Annotated in this window: 26 protein-coding genes; 11 read left to right on the top strand and 15 right to left on the bottom strand. The window is 66.0% G+C overall.

Features of this window, described 5'->3' with window-relative positions; genetic code table 11:
- Positions 1-167: 167 nt before the first annotated feature.
- The 3 genes from JQ617_RS23595 to JQ617_RS23585 form a co-directional block, all read right to left on the bottom strand.
- Entirely contained in the window at positions 168-1,769 is a 1,602-nt protein-coding gene (locus tag JQ617_RS23595; RefSeq protein WP_063684641.1) for a TRAP transporter large permease, read from the bottom strand.
- Positions 1,766-2,305, bottom strand: a complete 540-nt coding sequence (locus JQ617_RS23590) for a TRAP transporter small permease subunit (RefSeq protein WP_063684640.1) — start codon at positions 2,303-2,305, stop codon at positions 1,766-1,768. Before JQ617_RS23590 ends, JQ617_RS23595 begins: the two co-directional genes overlap by 4 nt.
- Positions 2,306-2,578: 273 nt before the next feature.
- The gene (locus JQ617_RS23585) at positions 2,579-3,502 is read right to left on the bottom strand and encodes a LysR family transcriptional regulator (RefSeq protein ID WP_212028365.1); all 924 of its coding nucleotides are present in this window, start codon (positions 3,500-3,502) and stop codon (positions 2,579-2,581) included.
- 105 nt (positions 3,503-3,607) lie between these two features.
- Between JQ617_RS23585 and JQ617_RS23580 the strand changes: the two genes are divergently transcribed.
- The 3 genes from JQ617_RS23580 to JQ617_RS23570 all read left to right on the top strand — a co-directional run bounded on the left by JQ617_RS23580 (position 3,608) and on the right by JQ617_RS23570 (position 7,422).
- A complete protein-coding gene (locus JQ617_RS23580; protein ID WP_212028364.1) occupies positions 3,608-4,480 on the top strand; it encodes an NAD(P)-dependent oxidoreductase in 873 nt (290 codons plus the stop codon).
- Positions 4,481-4,488: 8 nt separating this feature from the next.
- On the top strand, positions 4,489-6,018 hold the full coding sequence (locus JQ617_RS23575) for an aldehyde dehydrogenase family protein (RefSeq protein WP_212028363.1): 1,530 nt from the start codon (positions 4,489-4,491) through the stop codon (positions 6,016-6,018).
- A gap of 90 nt (positions 6,019-6,108) precedes the next feature.
- The gene (locus JQ617_RS23570; protein WP_502754895.1) at positions 6,109-7,422 is read left to right on the top strand and encodes a DUF3100 domain-containing protein; all 1,314 of its coding nucleotides are present in this window, start codon (positions 6,109-6,111) and stop codon (positions 7,420-7,422) included.
- A gap of 14 nt (positions 7,423-7,436) precedes the next feature.
- Here JQ617_RS23570 and moaA read toward each other — a convergent pair whose 3' ends face one another.
- The 3 genes from moaA to JQ617_RS23555 all read right to left on the bottom strand — a co-directional run bounded on the left by moaA (position 7,437) and on the right by JQ617_RS23555 (position 9,898).
- The gene (gene moaA, locus JQ617_RS23565) at positions 7,437-8,471 is read right to left on the bottom strand and encodes a GTP 3',8-cyclase MoaA (RefSeq protein ID WP_212028361.1); all 1,035 of its coding nucleotides are present in this window, start codon (positions 8,469-8,471) and stop codon (positions 7,437-7,439) included.
- A 120-nt stretch (positions 8,472-8,591) separates the two neighbouring features.
- Positions 8,592-9,071 carry a hypothetical protein gene (locus JQ617_RS23560; protein WP_212028360.1) on the bottom strand — a complete coding sequence of 160 codons (480 nt, stop codon included), beginning with the start codon at positions 9,069-9,071 and terminating at the stop codon, positions 8,592-8,594.
- Positions 9,072-9,223: 152 nt separating this feature from the next.
- Positions 9,224-9,898, bottom strand: a complete 675-nt coding sequence (locus tag JQ617_RS23555) for an HAD-IA family hydrolase (protein ID WP_212028359.1) — start codon at positions 9,896-9,898, stop codon at positions 9,224-9,226.
- A gap of 164 nt (positions 9,899-10,062) precedes the next feature.
- On the opposite strand from JQ617_RS23555, the gene rpiA reads away from it, so the two are divergent.
- The 3 genes from rpiA (at position 10,063) to gor (ending at position 12,865) form a co-directional block, all read left to right on the top strand.
- Entirely contained in the window at positions 10,063-10,776 is a 714-nt protein-coding gene (rpiA, locus tag JQ617_RS23550) for a ribose-5-phosphate isomerase RpiA (protein ID WP_212028358.1), read from the top strand.
- 2 nt (positions 10,777-10,778) lie between these two features.
- Positions 10,779-11,327 carry a DUF2059 domain-containing protein gene (locus JQ617_RS23545; protein WP_212028357.1) on the top strand — a complete coding sequence of 183 codons (549 nt, stop codon included), beginning with the start codon at positions 10,779-10,781 and terminating at the stop codon, positions 11,325-11,327.
- Between the two features lie 149 nt (positions 11,328-11,476).
- A complete protein-coding gene (gene gor / locus JQ617_RS23540; protein WP_212028356.1) occupies positions 11,477-12,865 on the top strand; it encodes a glutathione-disulfide reductase in 1,389 nt (462 codons plus the stop codon).
- 3 nt (positions 12,866-12,868) lie between these two features.
- Here the strand turns inward: gor and JQ617_RS23535 are convergent, their stop codons facing one another.
- The 9 genes from JQ617_RS23535 to JQ617_RS23495 form a co-directional block, all read right to left on the bottom strand.
- Complete coding sequence (locus JQ617_RS23535; RefSeq protein ID WP_212028355.1) at positions 12,869-14,008, bottom strand: hypothetical protein; 1,140 nt, start codon at positions 14,006-14,008, stop codon at positions 12,869-12,871.
- Between the two features lie 348 nt (positions 14,009-14,356).
- A complete protein-coding gene (locus JQ617_RS23530) occupies positions 14,357-14,542 on the bottom strand; it encodes a hypothetical protein (RefSeq protein WP_212028354.1) in 186 nt (61 codons plus the stop codon).
- Positions 14,543-14,604: 62 nt separating this feature from the next.
- A complete protein-coding gene (locus JQ617_RS23525; RefSeq protein WP_212028353.1) occupies positions 14,605-15,834 on the bottom strand; it encodes a carboxylate-amine ligase in 1,230 nt (409 codons plus the stop codon).
- Between the two features lie 19 nt (positions 15,835-15,853).
- On the bottom strand, positions 15,854-16,681 hold the full coding sequence (locus tag JQ617_RS23520; RefSeq protein ID WP_212028352.1) for a class II glutamine amidotransferase: 828 nt from the start codon (positions 16,679-16,681) through the stop codon (positions 15,854-15,856).
- 71 nt (positions 16,682-16,752) lie between these two features.
- On the bottom strand, positions 16,753-17,199 hold the full coding sequence (locus JQ617_RS23515; protein ID WP_212028351.1) for a DMT family transporter: 447 nt from the start codon (positions 17,197-17,199) through the stop codon (positions 16,753-16,755).
- 49 nt (positions 17,200-17,248) lie between these two features.
- Complete coding sequence (locus JQ617_RS23510) at positions 17,249-17,878, bottom strand: FMN-binding negative transcriptional regulator (protein ID WP_212028350.1); 630 nt, start codon at positions 17,876-17,878, stop codon at positions 17,249-17,251.
- Positions 17,879-17,952: 74 nt separating this feature from the next.
- Positions 17,953-19,416 (bottom strand): MocR-like pyridoxine biosynthesis transcription factor PdxR, encoded by a 1,464-nt coding sequence (gene pdxR, locus JQ617_RS23505; protein WP_212028349.1) that lies wholly within the window; start codon positions 19,414-19,416, stop codon positions 17,953-17,955.
- A 49-nt stretch (positions 19,417-19,465) separates the two neighbouring features.
- Positions 19,466-20,062 carry a redoxin domain-containing protein gene (locus JQ617_RS23500; protein WP_212028348.1) on the bottom strand — a complete coding sequence of 199 codons (597 nt, stop codon included), beginning with the start codon at positions 20,060-20,062 and terminating at the stop codon, positions 19,466-19,468.
- Between the two features lie 23 nt (positions 20,063-20,085).
- The gene (locus tag JQ617_RS23495; protein ID WP_212028347.1) at positions 20,086-21,843 is read right to left on the bottom strand and encodes an MOSC and FAD-binding oxidoreductase domain-containing protein; all 1,758 of its coding nucleotides are present in this window, start codon (positions 21,841-21,843) and stop codon (positions 20,086-20,088) included.
- 187 nt (positions 21,844-22,030) lie between these two features.
- Here JQ617_RS23495 and JQ617_RS23490 point away from each other — a divergent pair, with 187 nt between their 5' ends.
- From JQ617_RS23490 to JQ617_RS23470, 5 genes are all read left to right on the top strand, one after another.
- The gene (locus JQ617_RS23490) at positions 22,031-22,396 is read left to right on the top strand and encodes a nuclear transport factor 2 family protein (protein WP_212028346.1); all 366 of its coding nucleotides are present in this window, start codon (positions 22,031-22,033) and stop codon (positions 22,394-22,396) included.
- Positions 22,397-22,795: 399 nt separating this feature from the next.
- A complete protein-coding gene (locus JQ617_RS23485; protein WP_063684622.1) occupies positions 22,796-23,251 on the top strand; it encodes a tellurite resistance TerB family protein in 456 nt (151 codons plus the stop codon).
- A gap of 2 nt (positions 23,252-23,253) precedes the next feature.
- The gene (locus JQ617_RS23480; protein WP_212028345.1) at positions 23,254-23,616 is read left to right on the top strand and encodes a hypothetical protein; all 363 of its coding nucleotides are present in this window, start codon (positions 23,254-23,256) and stop codon (positions 23,614-23,616) included.
- Positions 23,613-24,248, top strand: coding sequence for a TerC family protein (locus JQ617_RS23475; RefSeq protein WP_212028344.1), 636 nt, complete (start codon positions 23,613-23,615; stop codon positions 24,246-24,248). Before JQ617_RS23480 ends, JQ617_RS23475 begins: the two co-directional genes overlap by 4 nt.
- A 34-nt stretch (positions 24,249-24,282) precedes the next feature.
- Positions 24,283-24,864, top strand: coding sequence for a TIGR00645 family protein (locus JQ617_RS23470; RefSeq protein WP_212028343.1), 582 nt, complete (start codon positions 24,283-24,285; stop codon positions 24,862-24,864).

Genomic DNA, 24,864 nt, shown 5'->3' with positions numbered 1-24,864 from the left:
ATTCCACACGCAGTCGAGCGCTCGGAGACAACCCCTCATCCGGCGCCATAGCCGAAGCTTCGCTTCGGCGTTCTCTCGAGAACGGCGGCTAAAGGCCGCCTATGCCACCTTCTCCCGCAAGGGGAGAAGGAAGAGGGCAGCTACACCCGCGTCGGTCAGTCCGCCCGCTATTTCTGCGGCGGGCCGAGATCCAGCGGGGGCAGCTCGATCTGCGGGACCTCGATCTTGACCTTGTCGAGGTCGACGTTGAGCGGCTTGTCCAGGAGGCCGGTCACGACCGACGGGAAGATGATCACCAGCAGCACCATGATCATCTGCAGGCCGATCCAGGGCATCGCGCCCCAATAGATGTCGGAGCTCTTCACTTCCTTCGGTGCGACGCCGCGCAGGTAGAACAGCGCGAAGCCGAACGGCGGATGCAGGAACGAGGTCTGCATGTTGACGCACAGCATCACGCCGAACCAGATCAGCGCCGCGTCCGCGCCGACCACGGGGGCGAGGATCTTCTGCGCGATCGGCGCGATCATCGGCAGGATGATGAAGGCGATCTCGAAGAAGTCGAGGAAGAACGCCAGGAAGAAGATGAAGAGGTTGATGAAGATCAGGAAGCCCCAGACGCCGCCCGGCAGCGAGGTCAGGAGATGCTCGAGCCAGACGCCGCCGGAGACGCCGAGGAACACCACCGAGAAGCAGGTCGATCCGATCAGGATGAAGGTGACCATGCAGGTGAGGCGCATGGTGGATTCGTAGCCCTGCTTGATGAGGTCGCGCAGGTCGGGGATGCGCGCGGCCTGGAAGCAGATCCACGCCACCGCGAGATAGGTCACGGCGAAGGCGAGCTTGAAGATCAGATTCTCGCTGAACAGCATCGCGATGATGGTGCCGATGCCCGCGGCGATGACGCCGATGACCAGCACCTTGCGGTCGTTCGATGTGAAGTCCTTATGGTGGATCGCGGCGAGCACGATGGCGCCGACCGCGCCCATCGCGCCGGCTTCCGTCGGCGTCGCAAGGCCCATCATCATCGTGCCGAGCACGACGAAGATCAGCACGGCCGAGGGGATGATGCCCATCAGGCACTTCTTCCACAGAGCCCAGCCGGTCAGCGTGCGCGCTTCCATCGGCACCGGCGGCACGTGGTCCGGCTTGATCAGGCCGAGGATGAAGGTGTAGCCGGCGAACAGCATGATCTGGAACACCGAGGGGCCCCAGGCGCCGAGATACATGTCGCCGACCGACTTGCCGAGCTGGTCGGCGAGCACGATCAGCACCAGCGAGGGCGGCACCAGCTGTGTGATGGTGCCGGAGGCCGCCAGCACGCCGGTGATGTAGCGCATGTTGTAGCCGTAGCGGATCATCACCGGCATCGAGATCAGCGCCATGGCGATCACCTGCGCCGCCACCGTGCCGGTGATGGCGCCGAGGATGAAGCCGACGATGATCACGGAATAGCCGAGGCCGCCGCGCACCGGGCCGAACAGCTGGCCCATCGAATCCAGCATGTCCTCGGCGAGGCCGCATCTCTCCAATATCGCGCCCATGAAGGTGAAGAACGGGATCGCGAGCAGCAGCTCGTTGGAGAGCACGCTGCCGAACACGCGGCCCGGGATCGCCTGCAGGAAGTTGAGGTCGAAGAACCCGAGATGGATGGCGAGGAAGCCGAAGGACAGTCCGACCGCGGCGAGCGTGAACGCCACCGGGAAGCCGATCAGCATCGCCAGAACCAGGCCGCCGAACATCAGCGGCGGCATCATCTCCAGCGTAATCATTGGGTCGGCCTCTCGTACTTGGCGTCGATCGTCACATAGCCCTGGAGAGCCGCGATACGCTTGATGACTTCGGAAACACCCTGGAGCGCCAGCAGCACGAAGCCGGCGGGAATCACGAACTTGATCGGCCAGCGGATCAGGCCGCCGGCATTGCCGGACATCTCGCCGACGTCATAGGCCTGCATGAAGAACGGCCAGGACAGATAGGCGAGCAGGAGGCAGGCGGGGATCAGGAAGAACAGCGTGCCGATCAAATCGAGCAGGAGCTGGCCGCGCTCGGACAGCAGGAGATAGAGGATCTCGACCCGGACGTGCTCGTTGCGCTTGAAGGTGTAGGAGGCGCCGAACATCACCAGGATCGCGAACATGTACCATTGCAGCTCCAGCCAGCCGTTCGAGGAGTAGCTGAAGGCGTAGCGGATCATGGCGTTGGCCGCGCTGACCAGGCACGCGAGAAGCACGAGGAGGTTACAGACGTAGCCGATCTTCTCGTTGAGAAGGTCGATGGCGTTGCTCACCGCCAGCAATGGACGCATCTTAATTATTCTCCGTCGCGGCCCAAGTTCACGGGAGCAGCATCAGCACGCATCGTTCGGCCCGCATGCAAAAAGCACCGGACCGCACGGCTCGTATTCCTGAGCGATTGCGGCGTCAGTCCTCCCCTCGTGCCCCGCCGTCTTGACCGCGACCGCCAACGGGGCGGGCCGGCTTATTGCTGCCGGGCAAGCAGAGGCGCTGGCACCAAACCAGCGGGTTCACGTGCCGTCAATCGGAAAATGGACAAATTGACGCCGGGTCAAAAGCTTAGATTAGCGGCGGCCGGGTCGAAACGCCTTCATCCGACCGATCAAGAACCTCAGCAACTGGCTCGCCGCGTTCGGCAGCTCACGGCCGAGCCGGGTGATGATCTGGGCTTCTGCCGATGCAAGCAGCACGTTGTCGACCGGGGCGGCAACCAGTGATCCATCATCGAGGTCGGCTGCAACCGAGAAGGCCGGAAGCAAGGTCACGCCGAGACCGGAACGAACGAAATGCCGGAGGATGCTGATCGAGGTCGTGGTCAGCTTCGGCGAGAGGCCGACCTTCTCGGATGTTTCGGCCATCGCCAGCAATTGGCGCGTGCCGTAGCCCGCATGCATGATCCCGAGCTCGTGCCTGGCGATCTCCCGCAGCTTGACCGGGCGGCGGAGCTTCGCAAGCGGATGGTCGGGGCGCGCGATCAGGCGAATCGGCTGACGGATCGCGGCGCAGGAGCGGATCCGCGGATCCTGCGGCGGATGATAGACGAGCCCGATATGGCAGCGGTCGTCCGCGATGGCGCGGATGACCTCGCTCGTCCCTGCAAGCTCCAGCGAAATGGTCAAGCGCGGATGGCGACGCCAGAATTCGCCGAGCGAGCCTCCCATGAGATCCGCGACAAAACCCTCGCCCAGCACGAGGTCGATGTGGCCGCGGTGCAGTCCCTGCAACTCGCGCAATCTTGCCAGCGTATCGTCGCGGTCCACGGTGTGGCGGCGATAATGCTCGATCAGGAGCTCGCCGGCTTCGGTCGGCCGCACCCCGCGGCTGTGCCGGTCGAGGAGGGCCGCGTCGAGCTCCTGCTCCAGAAGCGCGATCTGGCGGCTCACCACGGACGGATTGACGCCGAGCGCGTCGGCGGCCGCGCGCACGGCGCCGTAGCGCGCCGCCTCGAACAGGTAACGAAGCCGGTTCTCGTCGATCGCATTACTCATGCCCAAGTGTTGCCCATGAGGCAACATTAGGCAACCGCGCCGCTGATGCCCAGGCCGGGCTCCGCTCCCTATGGTCTCCAGACAGATCAGGGTGAGGGACGGGATATGGCGGTCATCGGCGTCGTTGGGCTCGGCAATATGGGGCGCGGCATGGCGCTCTCGCTGGCGCGAGCCGGTCATGACGTGCTTGGCACCGACCCGTCGGACGCGGCGCGCGGGGCACTCGCCGCCGCCGGCGTTGCGGTTTTCGAAACTGTCGCGCCGCTCTGCGCCCGCGTCGAAATCCTCATCCTCTCCCTGCCGACCGCAGAGATCGTCGAAGCCGTCGTCACCGGCACGGACGGCATCATCGCCCATGCAAGGCCGGGCCTGCGCGTGGTCGACACCTCGACCTCCAATCCCGAGACGACCCGGCGCCTTGCCGCGGCTCTCGCCGCGAGCGGCATGGCGATGATCGACGCGCCGGTCAGCGGCGGGCCGAAGGGCGCCATCACCGCCACCATGACCATGGTGATCGGCGGCGCGGATGACGATGTGGCCGCGGTCGAGCCCGTTCTCAGCGACATGAGCGCGAAGCGGGTCCATGTCGGCCCGGTAGGCGCCGGGCATGTCTGCAAGCTCGTCAACAATCTGCTCTGCGCGGCGCATCTGCTGACCGCCTCCGAGGCGATCCGCATCGCGCGCGACGCCGATGTCGATCCGGTGCGGCTGCTCGAAGGCCTCAATGCGGGCTCGGGCCGCTCCGGCGTCACGCAGGTCAACCTGCCGACCTGGGTGCTGAACGGCGCCTTCGATTCCGGCTTCACGATGGCGCTGATGCGCAAGGACGTCCGCCTTGCCGCTCAGCTCATCGCCGGGCTGTCGCTCGACCTTCCGATCGCCAAGGAAACCGCACGGATCTGGTCCGAGAGCGCCGGCGCGATCGACGGCGGCGAAGACTTCAACAGGATCGTCGAGCTCCAGCTCGGCAGGATGTGAGCGGCACCATGACCCCCTTTATCGACACGCGGCTTCGCGACGCACTCGCTCCCTTCTGGCCGGACTGCGCGACGATCGGCTCGCATGTGGCGGGCCGCATGGTTCGTGGTCGCGGTGAGCTCGTCGCGATCGACGATCCCGCGACAGGCGCGCCGCTCTACGCCTATCATGATGCCGGCGAGGCCGTGGTCGCCGAGGCGGCCGCGGCGGCGGTCGCGGCGCAAGCTGGCTGGACACGGCTGACCGGTGCGGCGCGCGGCCGCGTCATGCAGGCGATCGCGCGTGCGCTCCAAGGCAAGGCGGAAGAGCTGGCGCGTCTGGAATCGCTCTCGGCCGGCAAGCCGATCCGCGACACGCGGGTCGAGGTCGCCAAGGTCGCCGAGATGTTCGAGTACTATGCCGGCTGGGCCGACAAATTCCACGGCGACGTGATTCCTGTGCCGTCGAGCCATCTCAATTACACGCGGCGTGAAGCTGTCGGCGTTGTGCTTCAGATCACGCCCTGGAACGCGCCGGTCTTCACCTGCGGCTGGCAGGTCGCCCCCGCCATCGCGATGGGCAACGGCGTGCTGCTGAAGCCTTCGGAGCTGACGCCGCTCACCTCCATGGCCGTGGCGCTTCTTGCCGAGCAGGCCGGATTGCCGGCCGGTCTCGTCAACGTGCTCGCGGGCTACGGCCACACGACGGGGCAGGCTGCGCTCGGCCAGCCGGCGGTGAAGAAGGTCGTGTTCGTGGGTTCGGTGCCGACGGGCAGATTGATCGCGGAAGCCGCGGCCAGGCGCTTGCTGCCCTGCGTGCTCGAGCTCGGTGGAAAATCCGCCAATATCGTGTTCGCCGACGCCGACCTTGCGCGCGCTGCCATCGGTGCCCAGTCGGCCATCTTTGCCGGCGCCGGCCAGAGCTGCGTCGCAGGCTCGCGGCTGCTGGTCGAGCGCTCGGTCTACGACCGCTTCGTCAAGATGGTCGCCGACGGTGCTGCGAAGTTGAAGGTCGGCGCGCCGGGTGCGGCCGACACGGAGGTCGGGCCGATCAACAATGCGCGGCAGTACACTCGCGTGCTTGCGATGCTGAAGCAGGGCCTCGCCGAGGGTGCAAAGCTTGCAACCGGCAGCGACGGCAGCGCGGCGCAAAGCGGCTTCTTCGTCACGCCGACCGTGCTGCGCGATGTCAGCAACAGCATGGCGGTGGCGCGCGAGGAGATCTTCGGACCTGTCGTCGCCGCGATCCCGTTCGATTCCGAGGAGGAAGCGATCGCTCTCGCCAATGACAGCGAGTTCGGTCTTGCCGGCGCGGTCTGGACGCGCGACGTCGGGCGCGCGCACCGGGTCGCTGCGCAGGTCAGGGCCGGGACGTTCTGGATCAACTCCTACAAGACGATCAACGTCGCATCGCCGTTCGGCGGTTACGGCATGAGCGGCTACGGCCGCTCGAGCGGGGTCGAAACGCTGTTCGAATACACTGAGGTCAAGAGCGTCTGGGTGGAGACCGCGGCCGAGCCGGCCGTGGGCTTCGGCTACGCACCGGATATCCGCGAGTAGCGTCTCGCGCACATCAATCTCATCGTGGAACGGGGGCTTCGCATGAGCAATGTCACATCCGCAACTCCAGCCGGAATCGATGCAGACCGGATGGGCCTGCCCAGGGTCTTTGCCGGGGTCGCCGTCACCGTCCTGCTCGCCGAACTGATCGGCGCGGTCACGGTGCCGCTCGGCGGGACCTACAAGGTCGTGCTGCTGCCGCTACTCTGGGCGCTCTTGATCGGTGCGGCCTGGGGACTTGCGAGCCCGCGTCTTCCAGCTTTGATGCGCTTCGAGGCTCGCACCCAGGCGCTCGCGGCTGCCGCGCTTCAGCCGGCCCTGCTTCTGCTCGTCGCCAAGCTCGGACTGCTGGTCGGCGGGTCGCTGCCGAAGATCCTGACCGCGGGCTGGGCGCTGGTGTTCCAGGAGTTCGGACATTTCTTCGGCACGATGGTGTTCGGCCTGCCGGTTGCCCTGTTGCTCGGCATCAAGCGCGAAGCGATCGGCGCGACCTTTTCCGTCGGACGCGAGCCGAGTCTGGCCATCATCGGCGAGAAGTACGGGATGAACAGCGCCGAGGGGCGCGGCGTACTCGCCGAGTACATGACCGGCACGATCTTCGGTGCTGTCTTCATTGCCATCTTCGCGGGCGTCATCACCGGTCTTGGCATCTTCGATCCGCTCGCCCTCGCCATGGGCGCCGGTGTCGGCTCGGGCAGCCTGATGGCGGCCGCCTCCGGCGCGATTGCGGCTCAGCAAACCGCTGATGTCGCCAAGGATGTCGCGGCCTTCGCCGCAGCGAGCAATTTGATCACGACGACCATCGGCACCTACTTCACGCTGTTCCTGTCGCTGCCCTTCACGGTCTGGGCGTACGGCGTGCTCGAGCCGATCCTGGGGCGCGGCCGCGCGACGATCTCGGAAGAGCTCGCGTCACCCGCGGCGGCAGGCGCAGAGCTTGTGCATCCGCAGACGGCGGATGTATCGGCGATCGAGCGCCTGTCGATCTGGATCTCCAGCGCGCTCATCGCGCTGATCGGTAATTACATCGCCTACAAGACAGTGCCGGACGCTTCGGTTCTCGCCGGCACCGCAATCATCGTGGCAGCCGTCATGGTCGGCCACCTGATCTACCTGCTCACGAAGGGCTGGGTGCCTGCCGTGGTCTGGGTGTCTCTTGTCGCGATGGCATTGACCTATCCTGCCACGCCCTTTGCGGCCGATATCGCGGCCGCGACCGGCAAGATCAACTTTCTCGCGCTTGCGACGCCGCTGCTGGCGTTTGCGGGCCTGTCCATCGCCAAGGACATGCCTGCATTCCGATCGCTGGGCTGGCGGATCGTCGTGGTCTCGCTGATGGCGAATGCGGGAACGTTTCTGGGCGCGACGATCATCGCTCAGTTCTTCATGCACAAGCCGGTCTGAGTGCCAACGCTGGCCTAGCCGCCGGTGACGCTCATGTGCCTGGAGACGCTGGGACGGTCGTGGCGTCGGTCGATGATGAAATCGTGGCCCTTGGGCTTGAGCCCGATGGCGCGGTCGATCGCATCCGCAAGCAGGACGTCGTCGTCCGATGCACGCAGGGGCTTGCGCAGGTCCGAGGCGTCCTCGTGGCCGAGGCAGGTGTGCAGCGTGCCCGTGCAGGTGATGCGCACCCGGTTGCAGGATTCGCAGAAATTATGGGTCATCGGCGTGATGAAGCCGAGCTTGCCGCCGGTCTCGGCGACGCTGACATAGCGCGCCGGCCCGCCGGTGCTCTCGGCCAGATCCGTTAGCGTGAATTGCTGGGCGAGACGTGCGCGCACCAGCGACAGCGGCAGATACTGGTCGATGCGGCCCGCGCCGATCTCGCCCATCGGCATGACCTCGATCAGCGTCAGGCCCATGCCCTTGCCGTGGGCCCAGCGCATCAGCTCAGGGAGTTCGTCCTCGTTGAGGTTCTTCAGGGCAACCGCGTTGATCTTGATGGCGAGGCCGGCGGCGCGCGCGGCCTCGATGCCTTCCAGCACCTTGTCGATCTCGCCCCAGCGGGTGATCTCGCGGAATTTCTTGGGATCGAGCGTGTCGAGCGAGACGTTGATGCGGCGGACGCCGCAATCGGCGAGCTCGCGGGCGTGCTTTGCCAGCTGCGTGCCGTTGGTGGTCAGCGTCAGCTCGTTCAGGGCGCCGCTCTGAAGATGCCGCGACAGCGAGCGCACCAGCGTCATCACGTTGCGCCGGACCAGCGGCTCGCCGCCGGTGAGTCGCAGCTTCCTCACGCCCTTGGCGATGAAGGCGGTGCAGAGCCGGTCGAGTTCCTCAAGCGTCAGCAGGTCGGCCTTGGGCAGGAACGTCATGTCTTCCGACATGCAGTAGAAGCAGCGCAAATCGCAGCGGTCGGTGACCGAGACGCGCAGATAGGAGATGGTCCGCCCGAACGGATCGGTCATCGCGCTCGACAGCGCGGTGCGGGGATTCGCAGAAGATCCGTTCATACCAATTGCCCTGTCACTTACGGCGACGGTGCACCTTTGCTTCGGCGGTGCTCTGGAAGCAATCTAAGCATCGGACGCGGCTAGGACAATCGGGTGGTATACGTAAGCCCGCCGCCCGGATCAGCGCTTGCCTGCGTTCGGATCGGGGAACGGCGACGCCCCGGCCGGTGCGGCCTCGGCCGGCGCGGCGGCGGCCGCGGCCGCGGCCGGTTTCGGCTTCTTCGGCCGGTGCGGCTTGCGGACCGGCTTCGGCGGGTCGGCCGGCTGCAGTTCCGCGAATACCGGGTTCGGATCGGTCGTGACCGACGCCGATGTGGTGAAATCGCCGGGATTCTTGATGACGTTCACCGGCACGGTCGCGGGCTGATACTTGGGCAGCGCGAAGGCGACCGAGAACGGCAGATCCGGCGCGGGAACCGAGACCGAGCAGGGGGTCTTGCAGCCCGGGCCGAGCGAGGTGGTGGCGTCGGCGCCCGGCGGATTGGACTCGAGCCGGACCTGGAGCGGCGGCGGGGCCGATTTGAACATGTCCCAGGACATCGAGGAGGAGCAGCCACCCAGGCTCGCCCCCGCCAGCACAATCGCGATCACACGACGCATGAACCACCCACTTTGACTGCGACGAACCGCCACATCCCGGGCGGACCATATGAGTGTCGGTCAGGGCAGGCAACCGTCGCGCCGCGCATGGTTAATAGTTGATTAACGCGGGCTATCGTGTGGATTGTTATGAAATTTCAGTCGGTTGGGTGCTAGGCCATCATCAGGCTGCCGGCCGCCGAGGGCAGGTCGCGCATGTGATGGATCAGCCGGTCGGGCTTCAGATCGGCGATCGGCACGTCCGTATAGCCGAAGCTGACCCCGATCACGGGCACCCCGGCGCGGCGGGCCACGCCGACGTCGGTTCCGGCGTCGCCGACCATGATGCTGGCCTTCACCTCGCCGCCGGCCCGCGCCACCGTTTCCCGGAAGATGGTCGGATCCGGCTTCTGGACCCCAAAAGTGTCCGCGCCGCAGATCGCCGCGAAGCGGCGGCTGAGGTCGAGCTGGTCCAAAAGGCGCCTGGACAGCCATTCCAGCTTATTGGTGCAGACCGCGAGGCGATGGCCCTGGCCTGCAAAATGGTCGAGCGCGGCCTCGAGCCCCTCGAAGGGCCGGGATTCCACGGCGATATGGTCGGCGTAATAGGCGATGAAATCCGCCGTCATCCGGTCCATGTCGGCGGGCGTAACGCTACGGCCCTCGGCCTCCAGGCCTCGCTCGATCAGCTTGCGGGCGCCGGCGCCGATCATGTTGCGGGCCGAGGCCATCGGCACCGGCGGCAGGCCTTCGCGGTCGAGCACGTAATTGAGCGCGGTGATCAGGTCGGGCGCCGTATCCACAAGCGTGCCGTCGAGATCGAAGACGAGGGTGTAAGGGGAGGTCATGGTCCAAGCGCTATCGGGCCGGCCGGATCGGCGCAAGGGCCGTCGCCATAAGTTCACCTTATAAGATCGGCCCAGAGGCCTGTTCCGGCGGGAAAAACGAGGCTACATAGGCCGCCGCAAGCGGCTATACCGACGGCACTCTCAATCCAGGGGCGGGCGCAAACGTGAACATGGACCAGTTGAAGCGGCAGGCTGCGGCGCGGGCCCTCGAGGAGGTGCGTGACGGCATGCAGCTGGGGCTTGGTACGGGCTCGACCGCAAAGCATTTCGTCGAGCTGCTCGGCGAGCGCGTCGCGGCCGGCCTCAAGGTGATCGGTGTGCCGACCTCGGAGCAAACCCGTGCGGACGCGGAGCGCTGCGGCGTGCCGCTCACCACGCTCGACGAGATCGACCATCTCGACCTGACCGTCGACGGCGCCGACGAGATCGATCCCGACTTCAACCTGATCAAGGGCGGCGGCGGCGCGCTGCTGCGCGAGAAGATCGTGGCGGCCGCCTCGGATCGCATGATCGTGATTGCCGACGACAGCAAATGGGTGCCGACGCTCGGCAAGTTTCCGCTGCCGATCGAGGTGATCCCGTTCGGCCTTGGCGCGACGCGCCGGGCGATCGAGAAGGCATTTGCGGCGTGCGGCGTTTCCGGGCAAATGGCGATCCGCAAAGCCAAGGACGGCCACGTTTTCGTCACCGACGGCGGCCACTGGATCGTCGATGCGCAGCTCGGGCGTATTGTGGATCCGGCCAGCCTCGCCAAGGCGTTGAGCGCGATCCCCGGCGTGGTCGAGCACGGATTGTTCATCGGCTTGGCCAGCTCCGCTGTTCTGGCGGGCGGCGAGGGAATTCGCGTGATTGAACGGCGAAAGCCGAAAGGAGACTAGGAATGAAGAGCGTTTTGAAATTCTTGCCGGCCGCGACGCTTGCTGCTGGCCTGGCCGTCTCGGCGGTCCCGGCGATCGCGCAGCAGGCGCCGGCGCAGCCCAAGGCGGCGGCCGCGCCGGCCCAGCCGAAAGCCTCGCCGGCGGCGATTGCCGCGGCCAGGGAGATCCTGCAGATCAAGAACGCCAATGCGATGTACACCGGCGCCGTGCCCGGCCTCGTCGAGAAGACCAAGATCGCGCTGATCCAGCAGAACCTGAATTACCAGAAGGACCTCACCGAGGTCGCCCAGATCGTGGCCCAGCAGCTCAACGGCCGCCAGAACGAGATCGGCGAGGGCATGGCGCAGATCTATGCCAGCGAGTTCACCGAGCAGGAGCTGAAGGACCTCGTCACCTTCTACAGGTCGCCGCTGGGCAAGAAGCTGATCGACGCCGAGCCGCGCGCCATCGGCCTCAGCATGGCCTTCATGAACTCCTGGGCCCAGAACTTCTCGGAAACCGTGATGGGTGCCTTCCGCGCCGAGATGCGCAAGCGTGGCAAGGAAATCTGACAGTACCTATCTGATCAGAAATCCCTAAAGCGCGTCACCGCGCTTTAGGTTGCGATTTGAGCATGGTCTTTTCGGGAAACCGCTCCACACTTTGCGCTGGCGCGGCCCTTTGGGTCCGGATCATGCTCTGAAAGAGGTCGGAGTGGACAATGGCTGAATTCGACGTCGACCTCTTTGTCATCGGTGGCGGTTCGGGCGGCGTGCGTGCCGCCCGCATCGCGGCCGGCTACGGTGCCCGCGTGATGATCGCGGAAGAGTACCGCATGGGCGGCACCTGCGTGATCCGCGGCTGCGTGCCGAAGAAGCTGTTCGTGATCGGCTCGCATTTTCGTCACGAGCTCGAGGACGCCGCCGGTTTCGGCTGGACCGTTCCGCCTGCGACGTTCGACTGGCCGACGCTGATCGCCAACAAGGACAAGGAGATCGCCCGGCTCGAGGCGGCCTACACGACCAATGTCGAGAAGTCGGGCGCGCAAATCGTCAAGAGCCGGGCGGTGATCGAGGACAAGCACACCGTCCGCCTGCTCGAGAACGACAGGAAGATCACCGCAAAATACATCCTGATCGCCACCGGCGGTGCGCCCAACCATGGCGCCTCCATTCCCGGCATCGAGCACGTGATCTCGTCCAACGAGGCATTTCATCTCGAGAAGCTGCCGAGGCGGATCGTGATCCAGGGTGGCGGCTACATCGCGCTGGAATTCGCCGGCATCTTCGCCGGCTTCGGCTCGGACGTCACGGTGATCTATCGCGGCGACAACATCCTGCGCGGTTTCGACGAGGACGTGCGCAGCCACGTCCGCAGCGAGATGGAAAAGCAGGGCATCACCATCCTCACCGGCTGCACGGTGGCGAAGGTCGATCGTCACGGTGAGGAGTTCACCACGCATCTGTCGAACGGCTCGAGCCTCGCCTCCGACCAGGTGATGTTCGCGATCGGCCGCCATCCGGCGGTCGCCAATCTCGGCCTGGAGAAGGCCGGCGTCGCGATCAATCCGAAGAACGGCGGCATTGCCGTGGACCATTTCTCGAAGAGCTCGGTCGACAGCATCTATGCCATCGGCGACGTCACCCACCGCTTCAACCTGACGCCGGTCGCGATCCGCGAAGGCCATGCCTTCGCCGATACCGTGTTCGGCAATCGTACGGTGCAGGTGGATCACGCCAACATCCCGACCGCGGTGTTCTCGCAGCCGGAAGTGGGGACGGTCGGGCTGACTGAAACCGAGGCGCGTGCGCAGTTCAGCCACGTCGACATCTACAAGACGACGTTCCGTCCCATCAAGGCGACGATGTCGGGCCGCGATACCCGCGTGCTGATGAAGCTCGTCGTCGACGGTTCGACCGACCGCGTGCTCGGCTGCCACATCGTCGGCGATGCCGCCGCCGAGGTGACCCAGGTGGTGGCGATCGCGGTGAAGATGAAGGCGACCAAGGCCGATTTCGACGCGACCATCGCGCTGCATCCGACCGCGGCCGAAGAGCTCGTGACGATGCGTACCCCGACCGCGCGCCACGTGCGGCAGGCGGCGGAGTAGCGTTCAGCCGTAGAGATACCCGACCGGCTTGCCTTCGGTGCGCAGGGGGCGGATGTCCTTGTGCGTGATGATCTGGCCGGCGAGGCCGTCGATCTCGTCGCGCTGCGTCGGCGTCCAGCCGCGAAGGTCGTTCATGCCCTTGAGCAGGCCGAGGCGCAGGACCTGGGTGTTCTCACCGACGCCAACGAGGCTGATGGACGCCTTGCCTGCGGTGACCACGTCGCCGGCGGAGAGTTCGAAGCTCTCGCCGGACTTCTTCTTGAACTCGGCCGTGCCGCGAATGACGCGGTAGATCACGACCTCGCCCTTGGCGAAGCAGGCCGGGTCCGCGGCGATCGACGTGCTCTTCGGCAGCAGCGACTGACCGCTGGGGTCGGTCGCGATGATGTGGCCGGTGACGAGATGGCCGCTCGGCACCTCGATGCCGATGTCGCGCACGTAAACCGGCATCGCCGATTTGACCGAGCCGTCGGTGAGCGGCTTGAACAGTGCATCCAGTGCCAGGGGATCCTGCAGCCAGAAGCCGGCATCGGCCGGCCGGTTGTGCAGCGGATGGCTCCAGGCCACGCGCGGCGTCTCGGCTTCGTTGATCTGGTCCGGACCGACGATGGTCGGATTCGGAAAGGTGGTGGGATCGGTGATGAAGGCTTCGAGGAATTTGCCGGAATAGCCCATCGAGATCGGATCGGGCACCACGGTCTGCGGCGTCTTCAAATTCTCTTCCGTCGACAGGCCCGACCAGGTGTAGAACAGCTGGCGGTGCACGATCGCGCTTTGCAGCATCACGGCGCCCGGACCGACATTGTAGAAGCGCCCGTCATAGTCGAAGGTGAACGCGCCCGAGGTGACCAGCACGAGCTGGAAGCCACCCGGCGGCAGATGCAGATGGAAATCGGTGGGGCCGGTGTCCGGCCGGTAGATCGGCAGGTTCGTCGCGACCTCGTGCAGGAGGAAGGTCTCGTTGTTGGCGTGAAAGCCCTCGTTGGCGCGGTTGTAGAGGGCCTGCGGCCGGTAGGTCGCCTCGAACGTCGCATTCCTGTCGCGGTCGATCGCGACGAAATCCTGATCGTTGAGGCGAAGGGGTGAGCCGTCCGGGCGGGTGAGGCCGGTGAATTTGAGATCGCCCGCGGCATGCACGTTCATGGCATTCTCCGATCCTGGGCCATCGATCCCGAAGCTCGCGCACGCATCCTGCTGCTCCCGCGTGACCGGGGCAGGGAATCAGGCCTGATGCTGTCTTGCGAATTCCGGGCCAGTCGGCGCACGGCATTGCGCGCGGGCGCTCCGGCGCCACGAAGCGCGAAGGAAAGTCGAGGCCGCGCCAGAGGTTAGATGCGGCGTTTCACCGGCTTGCCTTGCCCTGTTCACGCGACCTCGGGATCGCGTGCCGAGACGTCTCTTGTCTAATTTGTCGGCATGTCCTGCAAAGGGCATGCAACCGCAAGGGTCGGCGGGATCATCGGGCGCCGCCGGCATGGCGACGAAAACGGCTCATTCGAACGGCTGGTGAGCGGACCGCTCGGGCTTGCCGGTGGGGCTGTCCGCCCACTTCGCCATCTCCACCGCGCGCGCGTCGATGCCTTCGCACCAGAGGCAGCTCAGCTCTGCGCGGCCCTTGGCCGTCAGCATCGGGACAAGTGCATGACCGCAGCCGGTGCACGATGTGATGCCAGTCATGTTCTTCTCCACGATCATCGAATGCGAGGGCGGCACCTTGGCCGTCGAAGCTTGCGCGGGCGCTATGACGGCGCCGGCGCGCCGGGACGCATCGGAGCGCTCGTGCCTGACAGCGTGGATGTAGCAATCCAACGTGACACGGCTGCGATGTCCTCGCCATTGTCGCGATAGGCGCGAAGCTGGAACTCCGCCGAGCTGCCGCGCGCCACGATGGTGCGGCAGTGCTCGATCTCGGCGGCGCAGTCGAGTGCCGCGGCGTCGTCCGCGGTATCCTCGATCACCCGGGACAGCAGCTCCGCGATCGTGACGGGGCCGTCCTTGGAGGCAAAGATGCAATCGGTGCCGTAGCGCTGCGCGCGCCATTTGTTCTCGACCGCAATCGCGCGCTCGACCACGGTGACCTCCCTGGACAGATGCGGGCGCAGATAGAGGTGCCGCGTCAGGCAGCGATAGAGCGAGGCGATGGCGACGGCGTCGTCGACGAAGGTGCAGGTGTCGGGCGCGCGCAGCTCGAGGGTCGGGTGCTTCATGGACGGACGCATCGCCCACCAGATGTGGCTCTCGTCGGGAATCACGCCGGAGCGCTGCAGCGCGCCGACATATTCGTCGTAATCGTGCCGCGTCTCGAACAGTTCGGGGAGGCCGGTGCGGGGCAGCTCGGAATAGGCGGCCAGGCGATAGCCCTTCAGGCCGGTCTTGTGCGAATTCCAGAACGGGGAGGAGGCCGACAGCGCGATGAACAGCGGCAGGTGCGGCAGCATCGCCCGCATCACCGCCATGCGCTTCTCGGGATCGGGCAACTGGACGTGCACATGCATGCCGCACATCATGTTGCGGTGGCCGATGCTGCGCAGGTCCTCGATCATCTCCTCATAGCGCGGCTTCGGGCTTGGCTGCGACATCCGCCAGACCGCGGTCGGATGCGTGCCGCAGGCCATGATCGCAAAACCGTATTGCGCGGCGACGTTGGCGACCTCGCGGCGCAGGAAGCGCAGCTCCTCGCGCGCGTCGTTGACGTCGACGTGGACGTTGGTGGCGACCTCGAGCTGGGATTGCAGCATCTCCCGCATCGCCTGGCCGCCGGTGGACCAGTTCGCCGATTCGAACAGCGCGTTGGGCGTTTCGATCGCGACCTCGAACGTGCGGCGATCGGCGAGGAAATATTCCTCCTCGATGCCGAAGGAATATTCCGCCGCCTTGCCGCCGCCGCCCGCGGAGCGGATGACGAGATGCTGCCTGTCATCGGAGGAATCGACGCGCAGCAGTTTCAGGACGTCTGATGCAATTGTCATTGGCCACCCGGCGTGGTCACTACCTGCGGGCGATAATCCGTCTGACAGGAACCGGTTCCGCGCCGGACTCACCGGAAATGGCAGGATCGAACGGAACAATTTTGACGGTTTCGGACGCGCGCGCGATCAGCGCGTGATTCGGCGGCACTTCCGTCCAGTCCGATTCCTTGTCGAACGGTTCCGACACGACGATGACCTGGCCGCCGTCCTCGCGGAAGTAGAGCGTGTTCGCGGCATCGTTGACGGAGACGCGAAACGCATAGAGGTCGCGGCCATTGGCGATCGCGCTGGTGAAGCGCAGCCGCTCGCGAAGGTCACCTTCATTGACGAGGCCGACGAGGGCTTGCAGCACGGCTTCTGTCGCCCGAAGCGGATCGTTCTCCAGGCCCGCGCCCATCATGGCGAGGAAAACGGCCTCAGAGTCGGTCGTGCCCAGCCGCGAGGGATAATAGGCGTCCGGGATCAGCGCCTCGACCTTGCGGCGCAGCCGATTCCAGCTGCCGACGAAGCCGTTGTGCATGAACATCCATTGGCCGCAGGCGAACGGATGGCAGTTCTGCCGCGTCACCGCCGTGCCGGTGGCGGCGCGCACGTGAGCGAAGAAGAGGTGCGAGCGCAGATGGCGGCAGAGATAGCGCAGGTTCTCGTCAGACCAGGCCGGGCGCGTCTCGCGGTAAAGGCCCGGCTCCGGATGCTCGCCATACCAGCCGAGCCCGAAGCCGTCGCCGTTCGAGCCCGCCGTCGACTGCAGCGAGCGGATGCTCTGCGCGATCAGCGAATGCTCGGGCTCGGTGACGTAAGGCTCGAACGAGGTGGTCTCGCCCCGATAAGCGATCCAGCGGCACATGGCTGTTCCCGTCGCGGATATGTCCTGAGGTCCACCAACAGGCCTGGCGGCGGGATGGTTCCCGAGAGAACCTACATGCGGATCAGGACGACGCCGGCGACCAAGAGCGCGGCCCCGGCGATCCGGACCGCGCTCACGGGCTGAACGGGAACGCCAAGCACGCCAAAATGGTCGAACGCGATCGATCCGAGCATCTGGCCGGCGATCAGCAGCGCAAAGAACGTGGCGGCGCCGAGCCGCGGAACGAGGAAGATGCCGAGGCCGATGAAGATGGCGCCGAACAGCCCGCCGCTCCATGCGAACCAGGGAATGCGGGACGCGGTCGCCATCGAGGGGACGGGATCGCGCATCACGAGCGCCAGCGCGGCCATGCAGAGCACGCCGAGCAAGTAGCTCATGAAGCCCGACCACGCTGCCGAATTGAGCGCGGTGCGCAGGTTGGCGTTGAGGGCCTGTTGCACGACGAGGCTGACGCCCGCGGCTACTGCGAAGAGCATCGGAAGTGCCAATCTCAACATCGCGCCTTCGCCTCCTTGTTCGGCCCGCGCTCGCGCGCCGGGCTTCGTCTCACGCCGGCTGCGGGATCAGGGGCGCGACCTCGCGGTCGTGCACGTCATTGCTCGCGGCAAGACCTTGCGCGACGCCGATGCGGTCGGCCTCGGGACGGTTCTGGCTCATCTTGCGCTTGCCTTCGAACCGCACGACGGGAATGCGCACGCCGACGATCCCGCGCAATTGCGCGGCGACGAAATCAGCGGGGGCATCGCTCACCGCCCACGGCTTTGCGCGCGCGCCTTCGTGCCGGTTCGTCAGGCGCGTCACCGCTTCGAGCAGGCGCTCAGGTTCTTGAAAGAATTCGACCGTGCCGTAGGCGTGCACGGCGATGTAGTTCCAGGTCGGCACGACCTTTCCGGTCTCCTGCTTGGTCGCGTACCAGGACGGCGTCACATAGGCGTCGGGCCCATTGAAGATCGCGAGCGCGTGGCCGATCGGGGCAAGCTGCCATTGCGGATTGGCCTTCGCGACGTGCCCATACAGCACACCGTGCTCGCCCTCGCTCTCGTCGAGGAACAGCGGCAGCGGGGTTGCGACCGGACCCTCGGCGGTGGCCGTCACGAGGTTTGCAAGGCGCGCGCCGCGGATGGTCGCGCGGATGCTCTCGATGTCGTCGTCGCGGAAGGCGGGGGGAATGTACATGGCGTGTCTCCGTTCTGGTCACGGAGATAGCGGGAATCTGGCCTGTCGGAAACGGCCAGTTTGCGACAATTTCGTCAGTCCAGTTCGGCGGCCGCCTGCGCCAGCAGCTTGCAGCCGCGTTCGATCTGCGCGACCTCCAGCCCCGAATAGCCCATGACGAGGCCGACGGTCCTGGTCCGGCGCGGACCGACGCGCAGCGCGGAAACGGGGTAGATACCGACGCCCTTGGCGCGCGCCGCCGCGATCAGCGCATCCTCGCGCTTGTGCGGCAGATGATCGAACCATGCCACCACATGCAGGCCGGCGGCTGTGCCCTCGATGCGGACGCGATCGCCGAACCGGCGCCGCAGCGCGCCGAGCAGGGCCTGCTGGCGCTCGGCATTGCGCCGGCGCACGCGCCTGACATGGCTGTCATAGGCGCCGCTCTCCAGCATTGCGGCCAGCGCCTCCTGCTCGACGAGCGGCGTGTGCCGGTCCATGACCTGCTTGGCGGCGGCAAACAGCGGCCGCAAGCCTGCGGGCACCACGAGGTAGCCGATCCGCAAGGTCGGGGAGAGCGTCTTGGAAACGGTGCCGAGATAGATCACGTTGCCGCTGCCTTCGAGCGCATGCAGCGGCGGGATCGGCCGCGTGTCGTAGCGGTACTCGCTGTCGTAGTCGTCCTCGATCACGTAAGCGTCGTTCTTGCGCGCCCAGGCGAGCAATTGGTGCCTGCGCCCGATCGGCATGACGCCGCCAAGCGGATATTGATGCGAGGGCGTCACATAGGCGAGGCGGGCCTCGACGCCGCCGAGCCGCTCCGTCTCAAGGCCGTCCGCGTCGACCGGGACCGGCACCGTCTCCGCGCCCGTCGCCGCAAAGGTATGCCGCGCCATCTGGTAGCCGGGATCCTCCATCACGAAGCGGTCGCCGGAATCGAGCAGCAGGCGCGCGCAGATGTCGAGGCCCTGCTGCGAGCCGTTGACGACCACGATCTGGTCCACCTCGCAGCGGACGCTGCGCGATCGCCACAAATAGCCTTGAAGAGCAGTCCGCAGCCGCAGCGAGCCGCAGGGGTCGTCATAGGCGAGCCGCTCGGGCCTGTGCGCCATCGCTGCGGTCACGGCCTTCTTCCAGGCCAGCAGCGGGAAGTCCGACGGCGAGAGCTCGCCATAGCGGAAGTTCGCGACGAGGCCGCGCGGCGGCTCGGTCCAGCGCGGCGGGTCCTGCCGCAGCCGCTCGCCGAAGCGCGACAGGCGCACCTTGCGCACCGGCGCATGCGTAGCGACGCGGGTACGTTCGCGCTCGACCACGGCGCGCGCGACACGTGGCCGGGCGCCGTGGCGCGTCTCGATGAAGCCTTCGGCCGCAAGCTGCTCGTAGGCGACGGTGACGGTTGAGCGCGCCACGCCCATCTCGCCGGCCAGCGCCCGCGAGGATGGCAGCTGGCCGTCGGTGCCGTACACCCGCGCCATGATCTGGTCGCGCAGCGCCTCGTAGATCTGGCGTGCGCCGACGTGGCCGGCGCCGGGCCGGGGCTTGACCTTCATACGTGGCATCCACACTCCGCGCCGTCCCCGCGGGAATCGCGGGTGCTGGAATGTGTTTCTAATCCTGTCCGCCGGCGGTTTCGACGTGAGGTTTGCCGTAAGGGAAGAAATGGTCCTTGTGGCCCTGCTGCCAGAGCGTCTTGAGGCCCGGTGCCGTGATGTCCCAGTCCGGGCGGCAAATCCTGCTGACGTCCCTGAGATCGTGGCGGAGCTCTTCGACCGTCGGCCGTCCGAAGAACCAGTAGCCGTTGTAGATCTTGTAAACGACGAGGCCGGGCTTGAGCACGATGACATGCGGGATCATCGGATTGTGGACGGGATCGGTATATTCGGCGATGTCGAGATCCTTCTGCACGACGCGCCTGGGGTCGGAGAGGAAGGGCCAGTGCGCGCCGACGCCGCTGCGATACTCGATGGTTTCGGCGATCGTGTCGGTCGTGATCGTCACCATCCGGCAATATCCCACTTCCATTTCCCGATGCAGTTGCAGCAATCCTTCGGCCTGCCGGCGGTCCTTCGGGCAGAAGCCGCCGCGGCCGAGCACCAGCACCATCGGGTCGTTGCCTTGCAGCTCTGAGAGTTTCCGATGCTTGCCGGTATGGTCGCTGAGCTCATAGTCGGGGAATACGGTTCCCTGCATGATGTCGGGTCTCATTCGAATTTCCTTTCCTGGAGCGATCAGAGATCGAGCACGATGTCCTGTTGGGGCCGCGCGCAGCAGATCAGGACATTGCCGTCGGCGGGCGCGTCGAGCGGATCCGGCGCGTAGCTGACTGCGCCCGCGACGAGCCCACTCTCGCAATTGTGGCAGACGCCGGTCCGGCACGACCAGCGCACGGGGACGTCGCACGCTTCGGCGAGCTCGAGCAGGCTGCCGTAGGATGATGCCCAGGGCACATTGAGACCGCTGCGGGCGAAGGACACCATCGGGCCCGGCCCCGGTGGTCCGGCCGGTATGTGGACGGGCTTCTGCGGCAAAGCCGCGATGCCGGGCGTCAGGGATGGCTTTGAGCCGAACAATTCGGTGTGGATGCGATCCCGCGCGACACCGAGCGTGGCAAGGCCGGCGGTCAGGTCGCGCATGAAGGAGGACGGTCCGCAGAGATAGAAATCACCGTCGTGCGGCACGTTCAGCCGCGCAAGCAAGGACGCATTGAGGTGTCCCTGGATATCGAAATCGCGTTCGGGACGATCGTCCGGATCGGGGGAGCTGTAGCAGATCCGGCTGTGACCGTTGGGGAGTTCGGCCAACAGCTCGCGTGCCTCAGTGGCAAACACATGGTCGCGGCCGTTGCGCGTGCCATGCAGCCACCACACATCTCGCGTCGATCTTTCCGCGGCGAGCGCCTGCAGCATCGCAAGCACCGGCGTGACGCCGATCCCTGCACTCAGCAGGATGACGGGCCGCGTGTCCTGCCGGAGCGTGAAGCTCCCGCGCGGTGCGCCGAGCTCGACGGTGTCGCCGGCCTGCAGCCTGTCGGCGACATAGGCGCTGGCGGCACCGTTTGCCTCGCGCTTGATGCTGATGCGATACGGCGCGCCGGCGCGGCCCGACAGCGAATAGCTGCGCGTCATCGCCGGTCCCCCGGAAGGACCGAGCCGGATGATGACGAACTGGCCGGGCAGGGCGGTGGCGAGGGGATGTCCATCCGCGGGCTCGAGGATCAGTGATGTCACGCTGCCGCTTTCGGCGATCTTCTGCGAGACCCGAAACGGCCGGAAGCCGCGCCACGCCGGAGGCGGGCTCGCCTCCGGCCCGAGCCCGGCGTTTCCCGACGCCCCGGTCTCCGCGCGCTGCTGCTCGAGCATCGCCGCGAAGGAATGACGCCAGCCGCCGCTCAGAGCCGGAATCGTCAGCGCAAGCGCGAGGCGATCGCGCGGGTGCGGCGGCAAATAGAGCAACGCGTTGATCTCCGATACGCTCATGCGCTCGGGTCCGCTTGCGACCTGCGTGATCTCGTCACCGGCCTCGACGTCGCCTTCCTCGATGACGCGAAAATAGAATCCGGGCCGGCCGTGCCTGACGAGCAGCGCGGCCATGTCTGGCTCATCCATGCGAATGCCGAGCCGGTAACAGGTGACGCGCGGCTGCGTGACCTCGAACAGGGCAGAGCCGATCCTGTAGCGGTCGCCGATACAGACCTCCGCATCGGCGAGGCCCTCGACGGTGAAGTTCTCGCCGAATTGTCCGGGGACGAGGTTCGCCCGGCCCAGCTCGTTCTGCCAATAGCAATAGGACTCCTGCTGGTAGACGTAGACGGCGCGCTGCTCGCCGCCGTGGCCGGCCGTATCGCCCTGGCCGTCGCCGTCGATGTTGAGCCGCCGTACCCGGCGCGCGCCCGAGACCGGCGTCTTCCAGATGCCGGTGTGAACCGTCCTGCCTTGCCAGTCGATGTCGCGCGGCATTCCGACATTGAGGGAGAGAAGACGTGCCATCGTGATGTTCCTGGCCCAGCGTGCAGGCCCCGATGCGGTGGGCCGCCCCAAGGGTAATCTGCATCCAATCCGGAGTGTTGGCGCGTTAGCCGTTGTTAGACGTTGCGAGGGGAGCCTTTCCGCAGCGGTTCCGCGTCATCAGCTCAAGGGACGAAGAGGCGATTTTCAACCGCGATCGGAGGTCGAGATGGATGATCAAGCCGCGTTGGCGGCGCTTCGGCGCCATTGGGAGGCTTCGGACGCAAACGATTTCGAGGCCGAGCACGACATCTACCGGGAGGACGCCGTGCTCGACTATCCGCAGTCGGGTGAGCGCATCCGTGGCCGCAGGAATATGGTGCAGCCGAACAGAAAGCGGTTCACGGTTCGGCGCATCATCGGCGGCGGTGATCTCTGGGTGAGCGAGTTCGTGCTCAGCTACGATGGCATACCGTCCTACGTCGTCAGCATCATGGAATTTCGCGACGGACGGGTGGCCCACGAGACGCAATATTTCGGCGACCGGTTCGAGCCGGGGCCGTCGCGTGCGCATCTCGTGGAGCGGATGGAATGAGTTGAGCGAGCGTCGTGCGTCGGGATCTCCTGTAGCCCGCATGAGCGAAGCGACATGCGGGACCGCTTTCCCGGATAGCGCTGCGCTCATCCGGGCTACAAAGCCGCCGGCACACGCACACCGTTGCTTAACCAATCGCGGCGCCACGGAACCCGGTGCGGCTGCTGGTCGCAGTTCATCGCCTTGATTCCGTCGGACCGATCTTTATCTCTGAGGCGAACAAGAATCCGGGCCCCTCTGGCGAGGACACCGACAGATGTCGGCAAACCTCGCGATGTCGGATGACCTGTCCCGCGCGAATGCGATGGATCGGCCGATCGTCGGGCCTACTCGAGTTCCTTCCGGCTCATCGTCCCCCATCGCAGCTCCGCGCGGCCATTTCGCAAACGAGGAGCAACGATGTCTGACGCCAAATTCTCAAATCCGATCGAGATCACCGAACCGTCCAGCCTGAACGAGCAGGCGGCCGCGGCGCTGATCATTGCCGGCGCGCTGGTCGCGGTCGCCGACCGCTCCGTCTCGCCGGTCGAGCGCGACGAGGTGATCCGCTTCATCAGGGATCGCGGATTGGCCCCGCACGTCGCCGACGAGCGCTTGTTCTCGATGTTCGACGAGCTGGCGGAACGATTGGAGGAGCCGGACTTTGCCAATGTGGTGATCGACACCTTGCGGCCGGTTTCGAACATGCCGCTGTCATCGCACCTGATGGAGCTGTCGGAGCGCGTCGCGGCGGCGGACGAGGACGTCCATCCCCATGAGGTGCAGGCGATCAAGCTGCTCCGGCTGCTGACGCTGGTACTGCCGCGCGCAAAGCAGGTCGGGCCTGGTGTGACGAGCACCGCCCCCAAGGAGTGAGCATGAGCACAGCATCGGACGAGCAGATGACCGGGACTGCGGGTAGCGCCAGCCAGATGGCCGGAGGCGACCCACGGCTCGACAAGCTCGTCCGCCGGCTGCCGCCGCGCATGAGCGACACCGTCACCCATCTGCTGAAGCCGTCCAGCCGCTGGGTGCGGATTCCATCCGGCGCGCTGCTCGTCGTCGGTGGCGTGTTCTCGTTCCTGCCGGTGCTCGGCATCTGGATGCTGCCGCTTGGACTTGCGCTACTCGCCGAGGACGTGCCCGCGCTGCGCGCCTCGCGTTCCAAGGTTCTCGACTGGGTCGAGCGGAAGAAGCCGGGATGGCTCGATCCGTCTGCATCGAAAAATGATCAATCATGACTGAATTCATCACTGCCGAGGCGTTGACCGCGCTGTTCCAGGTCATCCTGATCGACCTCGTGCTTGCCGGCGACAACGCCGTCGTCATCGGCCTTGCCGCCGCCGGCCTGCCGGCCGAGCAGCGCAGGCGCGCCATCGTCGTCGGCATTGCCGCGGCGACCGTGCTCCGTATCGCCTTTGCCGGCGTCGCGACACAGCTCCTGCAGGTGATCGGCCTCCTGCTTGCGGGCGGCGTGCTGCTGCTCTGGGTGTGCTGGAAGATGTGGCGCGAGCTGCGGGAACAGACGCATGCGAGCGAGCTGGCGTTCAGCCATGGCGGCGGCGCCGGTGCTGCGCCGGCGCAGCGCAAGACCTTCAGCCAGGCCGCGGTGCAGATCGTCGCAGCCGACGTCTCGATGTCGCTGGACAACGTGCTGGCGGTCGCGGGCGCGGCGCGCGAGCATCCCTACATCCTGGCCTTCGGCCTCCTGCTGTCGGTCGCGCTGATGGGCGTTGCCGCCGACCTGCTCGGACGGGTGCTGCAGAAGCAGCGCTGGATCGCCTATGTGGGTCTCGCCATCATCGTCTACGTCGCCTTCGAGATGATCTATCGCGGCTCTCTCGAGCTTGCGCCCGTGATCGCAAGTCTCTAAGTGGACGCGTCCTGACTGCACTTCGGAGTGATTGATGACGTCTGAACCCAAAGCACATTCGGCGGCGCCGTCGCCCCGGCCGCAGATCGGCCCGTTCGCCCAGCTGATCTTCGGCTCGCGCTGGCTGCAGGTGCCGCTTTACGTCGGCCTCATCATTGCGCAGGGCGTCTATGTGCTGCTGTTCCTGAAGGAGCTCTGGCACCTGGTCGTGCATTCCTTCGACGCCAGCGAGCAGCAGATCATGCTGGTCGTGCTCGGGCTGATCGACGTCGTCATGATCTCGAACCTGCTGGTGATGGTGATCGTCGGCGGCTACGAGACCTTCGTCTCCCGGCTGAACCTGAACGGCCATCCCGACGAGCCGGAATGGCTGAGCCACGTCAATGCGAGCGTGCTCAAGATCAAGCTGGCGATGGCGATCATCGGCATCTCCTCGATCTCGCTGCTCCGGACCTTCATCGAGGCCGGCAATCTCGGCACCACGCGCAGCAATTTCACCGAGAGCGGCGTGATGTGGCAGGTCCTGATCCACCTGACCTTCATCATCTCCGCGATCGGCATCGCCTGGGTCGACCGCCTCAGCGAGAACGGTCACCGCAAGCAGGCCGGTCACTGA

Source organism: Bradyrhizobium sp. KB893862 SZCCT0404 (genome assembly GCF_018130885.1).
GTDB classification, from domain to species: domain Bacteria; phylum Pseudomonadota; class Alphaproteobacteria; order Rhizobiales; family Xanthobacteraceae; genus Bradyrhizobium; species Bradyrhizobium stylosanthis.
Note: the sequence above shows the minus strand (reverse complement) of the source record. Positions and strands in the feature narration are given on the sequence as shown.

Excerpts from the sequence above, each read along its gene's own strand:
- JQ617_RS23515 (WP_212028351.1), bottom strand. The coding sequence starts at position 17,199 with ATGTTGAGATTGGCACTTCCGATGCTCTTCGCAGTAGCCGCGGGCGTC.
- JQ617_RS23485 (WP_063684622.1), top strand. The coding sequence starts at position 22,796 with ATGTCTGACGCCAAATTCTCAAATCCGATCGAGATCACCGAACCGTCC.
- pdxR (WP_212028349.1), bottom strand. The coding sequence starts at position 19,416 with ATGCCACGTATGAAGGTCAAGCCCCGGCCCGGCGCCGGCCACGTCGGC.
- JQ617_RS23475 (WP_212028344.1), top strand. The coding sequence starts at position 23,613 with ATGACTGAATTCATCACTGCCGAGGCGTTGACCGCGCTGTTCCAGGTC.
- JQ617_RS23520 (WP_212028352.1), bottom strand. The coding sequence starts at position 16,681 with ATGTGCCGCTGGATCGCTTATCGGGGCGAGACCACCTCGTTCGAGCCT.
- JQ617_RS23560 (WP_212028360.1), bottom strand. The coding sequence starts at position 9,071 with ATGCGTCGTGTGATCGCGATTGTGCTGGCGGGGGCGAGCCTGGGTGGC.
- JQ617_RS23580 (WP_212028364.1), top strand. The coding sequence starts at position 3,608 with ATGGCGGTCATCGGCGTCGTTGGGCTCGGCAATATGGGGCGCGGCATG.
- JQ617_RS23495 (WP_212028347.1), bottom strand. The coding sequence starts at position 21,843 with ATGGCACGTCTTCTCTCCCTCAATGTCGGAATGCCGCGCGACATCGAC.
- JQ617_RS23525 (WP_212028353.1), bottom strand. The coding sequence starts at position 15,834 with ATGACAATTGCATCAGACGTCCTGAAACTGCTGCGCGTCGATTCCTCC.
- JQ617_RS23555 (WP_212028359.1), bottom strand. The coding sequence starts at position 9,898 with ATGACCTCCCCTTACACCCTCGTCTTCGATCTCGACGGCACGCTTGTG.
- JQ617_RS23575 (WP_212028363.1), top strand. The coding sequence starts at position 4,489 with ATGACCCCCTTTATCGACACGCGGCTTCGCGACGCACTCGCTCCCTTC.
- moaA (WP_212028361.1), bottom strand. The coding sequence starts at position 8,471 with ATGAACGGATCTTCTGCGAATCCCCGCACCGCGCTGTCGAGCGCGATG.
- JQ617_RS23510 (WP_212028350.1), bottom strand. The coding sequence starts at position 17,878 with ATGTACATTCCCCCCGCCTTCCGCGACGACGACATCGAGAGCATCCGC.
- JQ617_RS23570 (WP_502754895.1), top strand. The coding sequence starts at position 6,109 with ATGGGCCTGCCCAGGGTCTTTGCCGGGGTCGCCGTCACCGTCCTGCTC.
- JQ617_RS23470 (WP_212028343.1), top strand. The coding sequence starts at position 24,283 with ATGACGTCTGAACCCAAAGCACATTCGGCGGCGCCGTCGCCCCGGCCG.
- JQ617_RS23500 (WP_212028348.1), bottom strand. The coding sequence starts at position 20,062 with ATGAGACCCGACATCATGCAGGGAACCGTATTCCCCGACTATGAGCTC.
- JQ617_RS23490 (WP_212028346.1), top strand. The coding sequence starts at position 22,031 with ATGGATGATCAAGCCGCGTTGGCGGCGCTTCGGCGCCATTGGGAGGCT.
- JQ617_RS23590 (WP_063684640.1), bottom strand. The coding sequence starts at position 2,305 with ATGCGTCCATTGCTGGCGGTGAGCAACGCCATCGACCTTCTCAACGAG.
- JQ617_RS23530 (WP_212028354.1), bottom strand. The coding sequence starts at position 14,542 with ATGACTGGCATCACATCGTGCACCGGCTGCGGTCATGCACTTGTCCCG.
- JQ617_RS23585 (WP_212028365.1), bottom strand. The coding sequence starts at position 3,502 with ATGAGTAATGCGATCGACGAGAACCGGCTTCGTTACCTGTTCGAGGCG.
- gor (WP_212028356.1), top strand. The coding sequence starts at position 11,477 with ATGGCTGAATTCGACGTCGACCTCTTTGTCATCGGTGGCGGTTCGGGC.
- JQ617_RS23480 (WP_212028345.1), top strand. The coding sequence starts at position 23,254 with ATGAGCACAGCATCGGACGAGCAGATGACCGGGACTGCGGGTAGCGCC.
- JQ617_RS23595 (WP_063684641.1), bottom strand. The coding sequence starts at position 1,769 with ATGATTACGCTGGAGATGATGCCGCCGCTGATGTTCGGCGGCCTGGTT.
- JQ617_RS23535 (WP_212028355.1), bottom strand. The coding sequence starts at position 14,008 with ATGAACGTGCATGCCGCGGGCGATCTCAAATTCACCGGCCTCACCCGC.
- JQ617_RS23545 (WP_212028357.1), top strand. The coding sequence starts at position 10,779 with ATGAAGAGCGTTTTGAAATTCTTGCCGGCCGCGACGCTTGCTGCTGGC.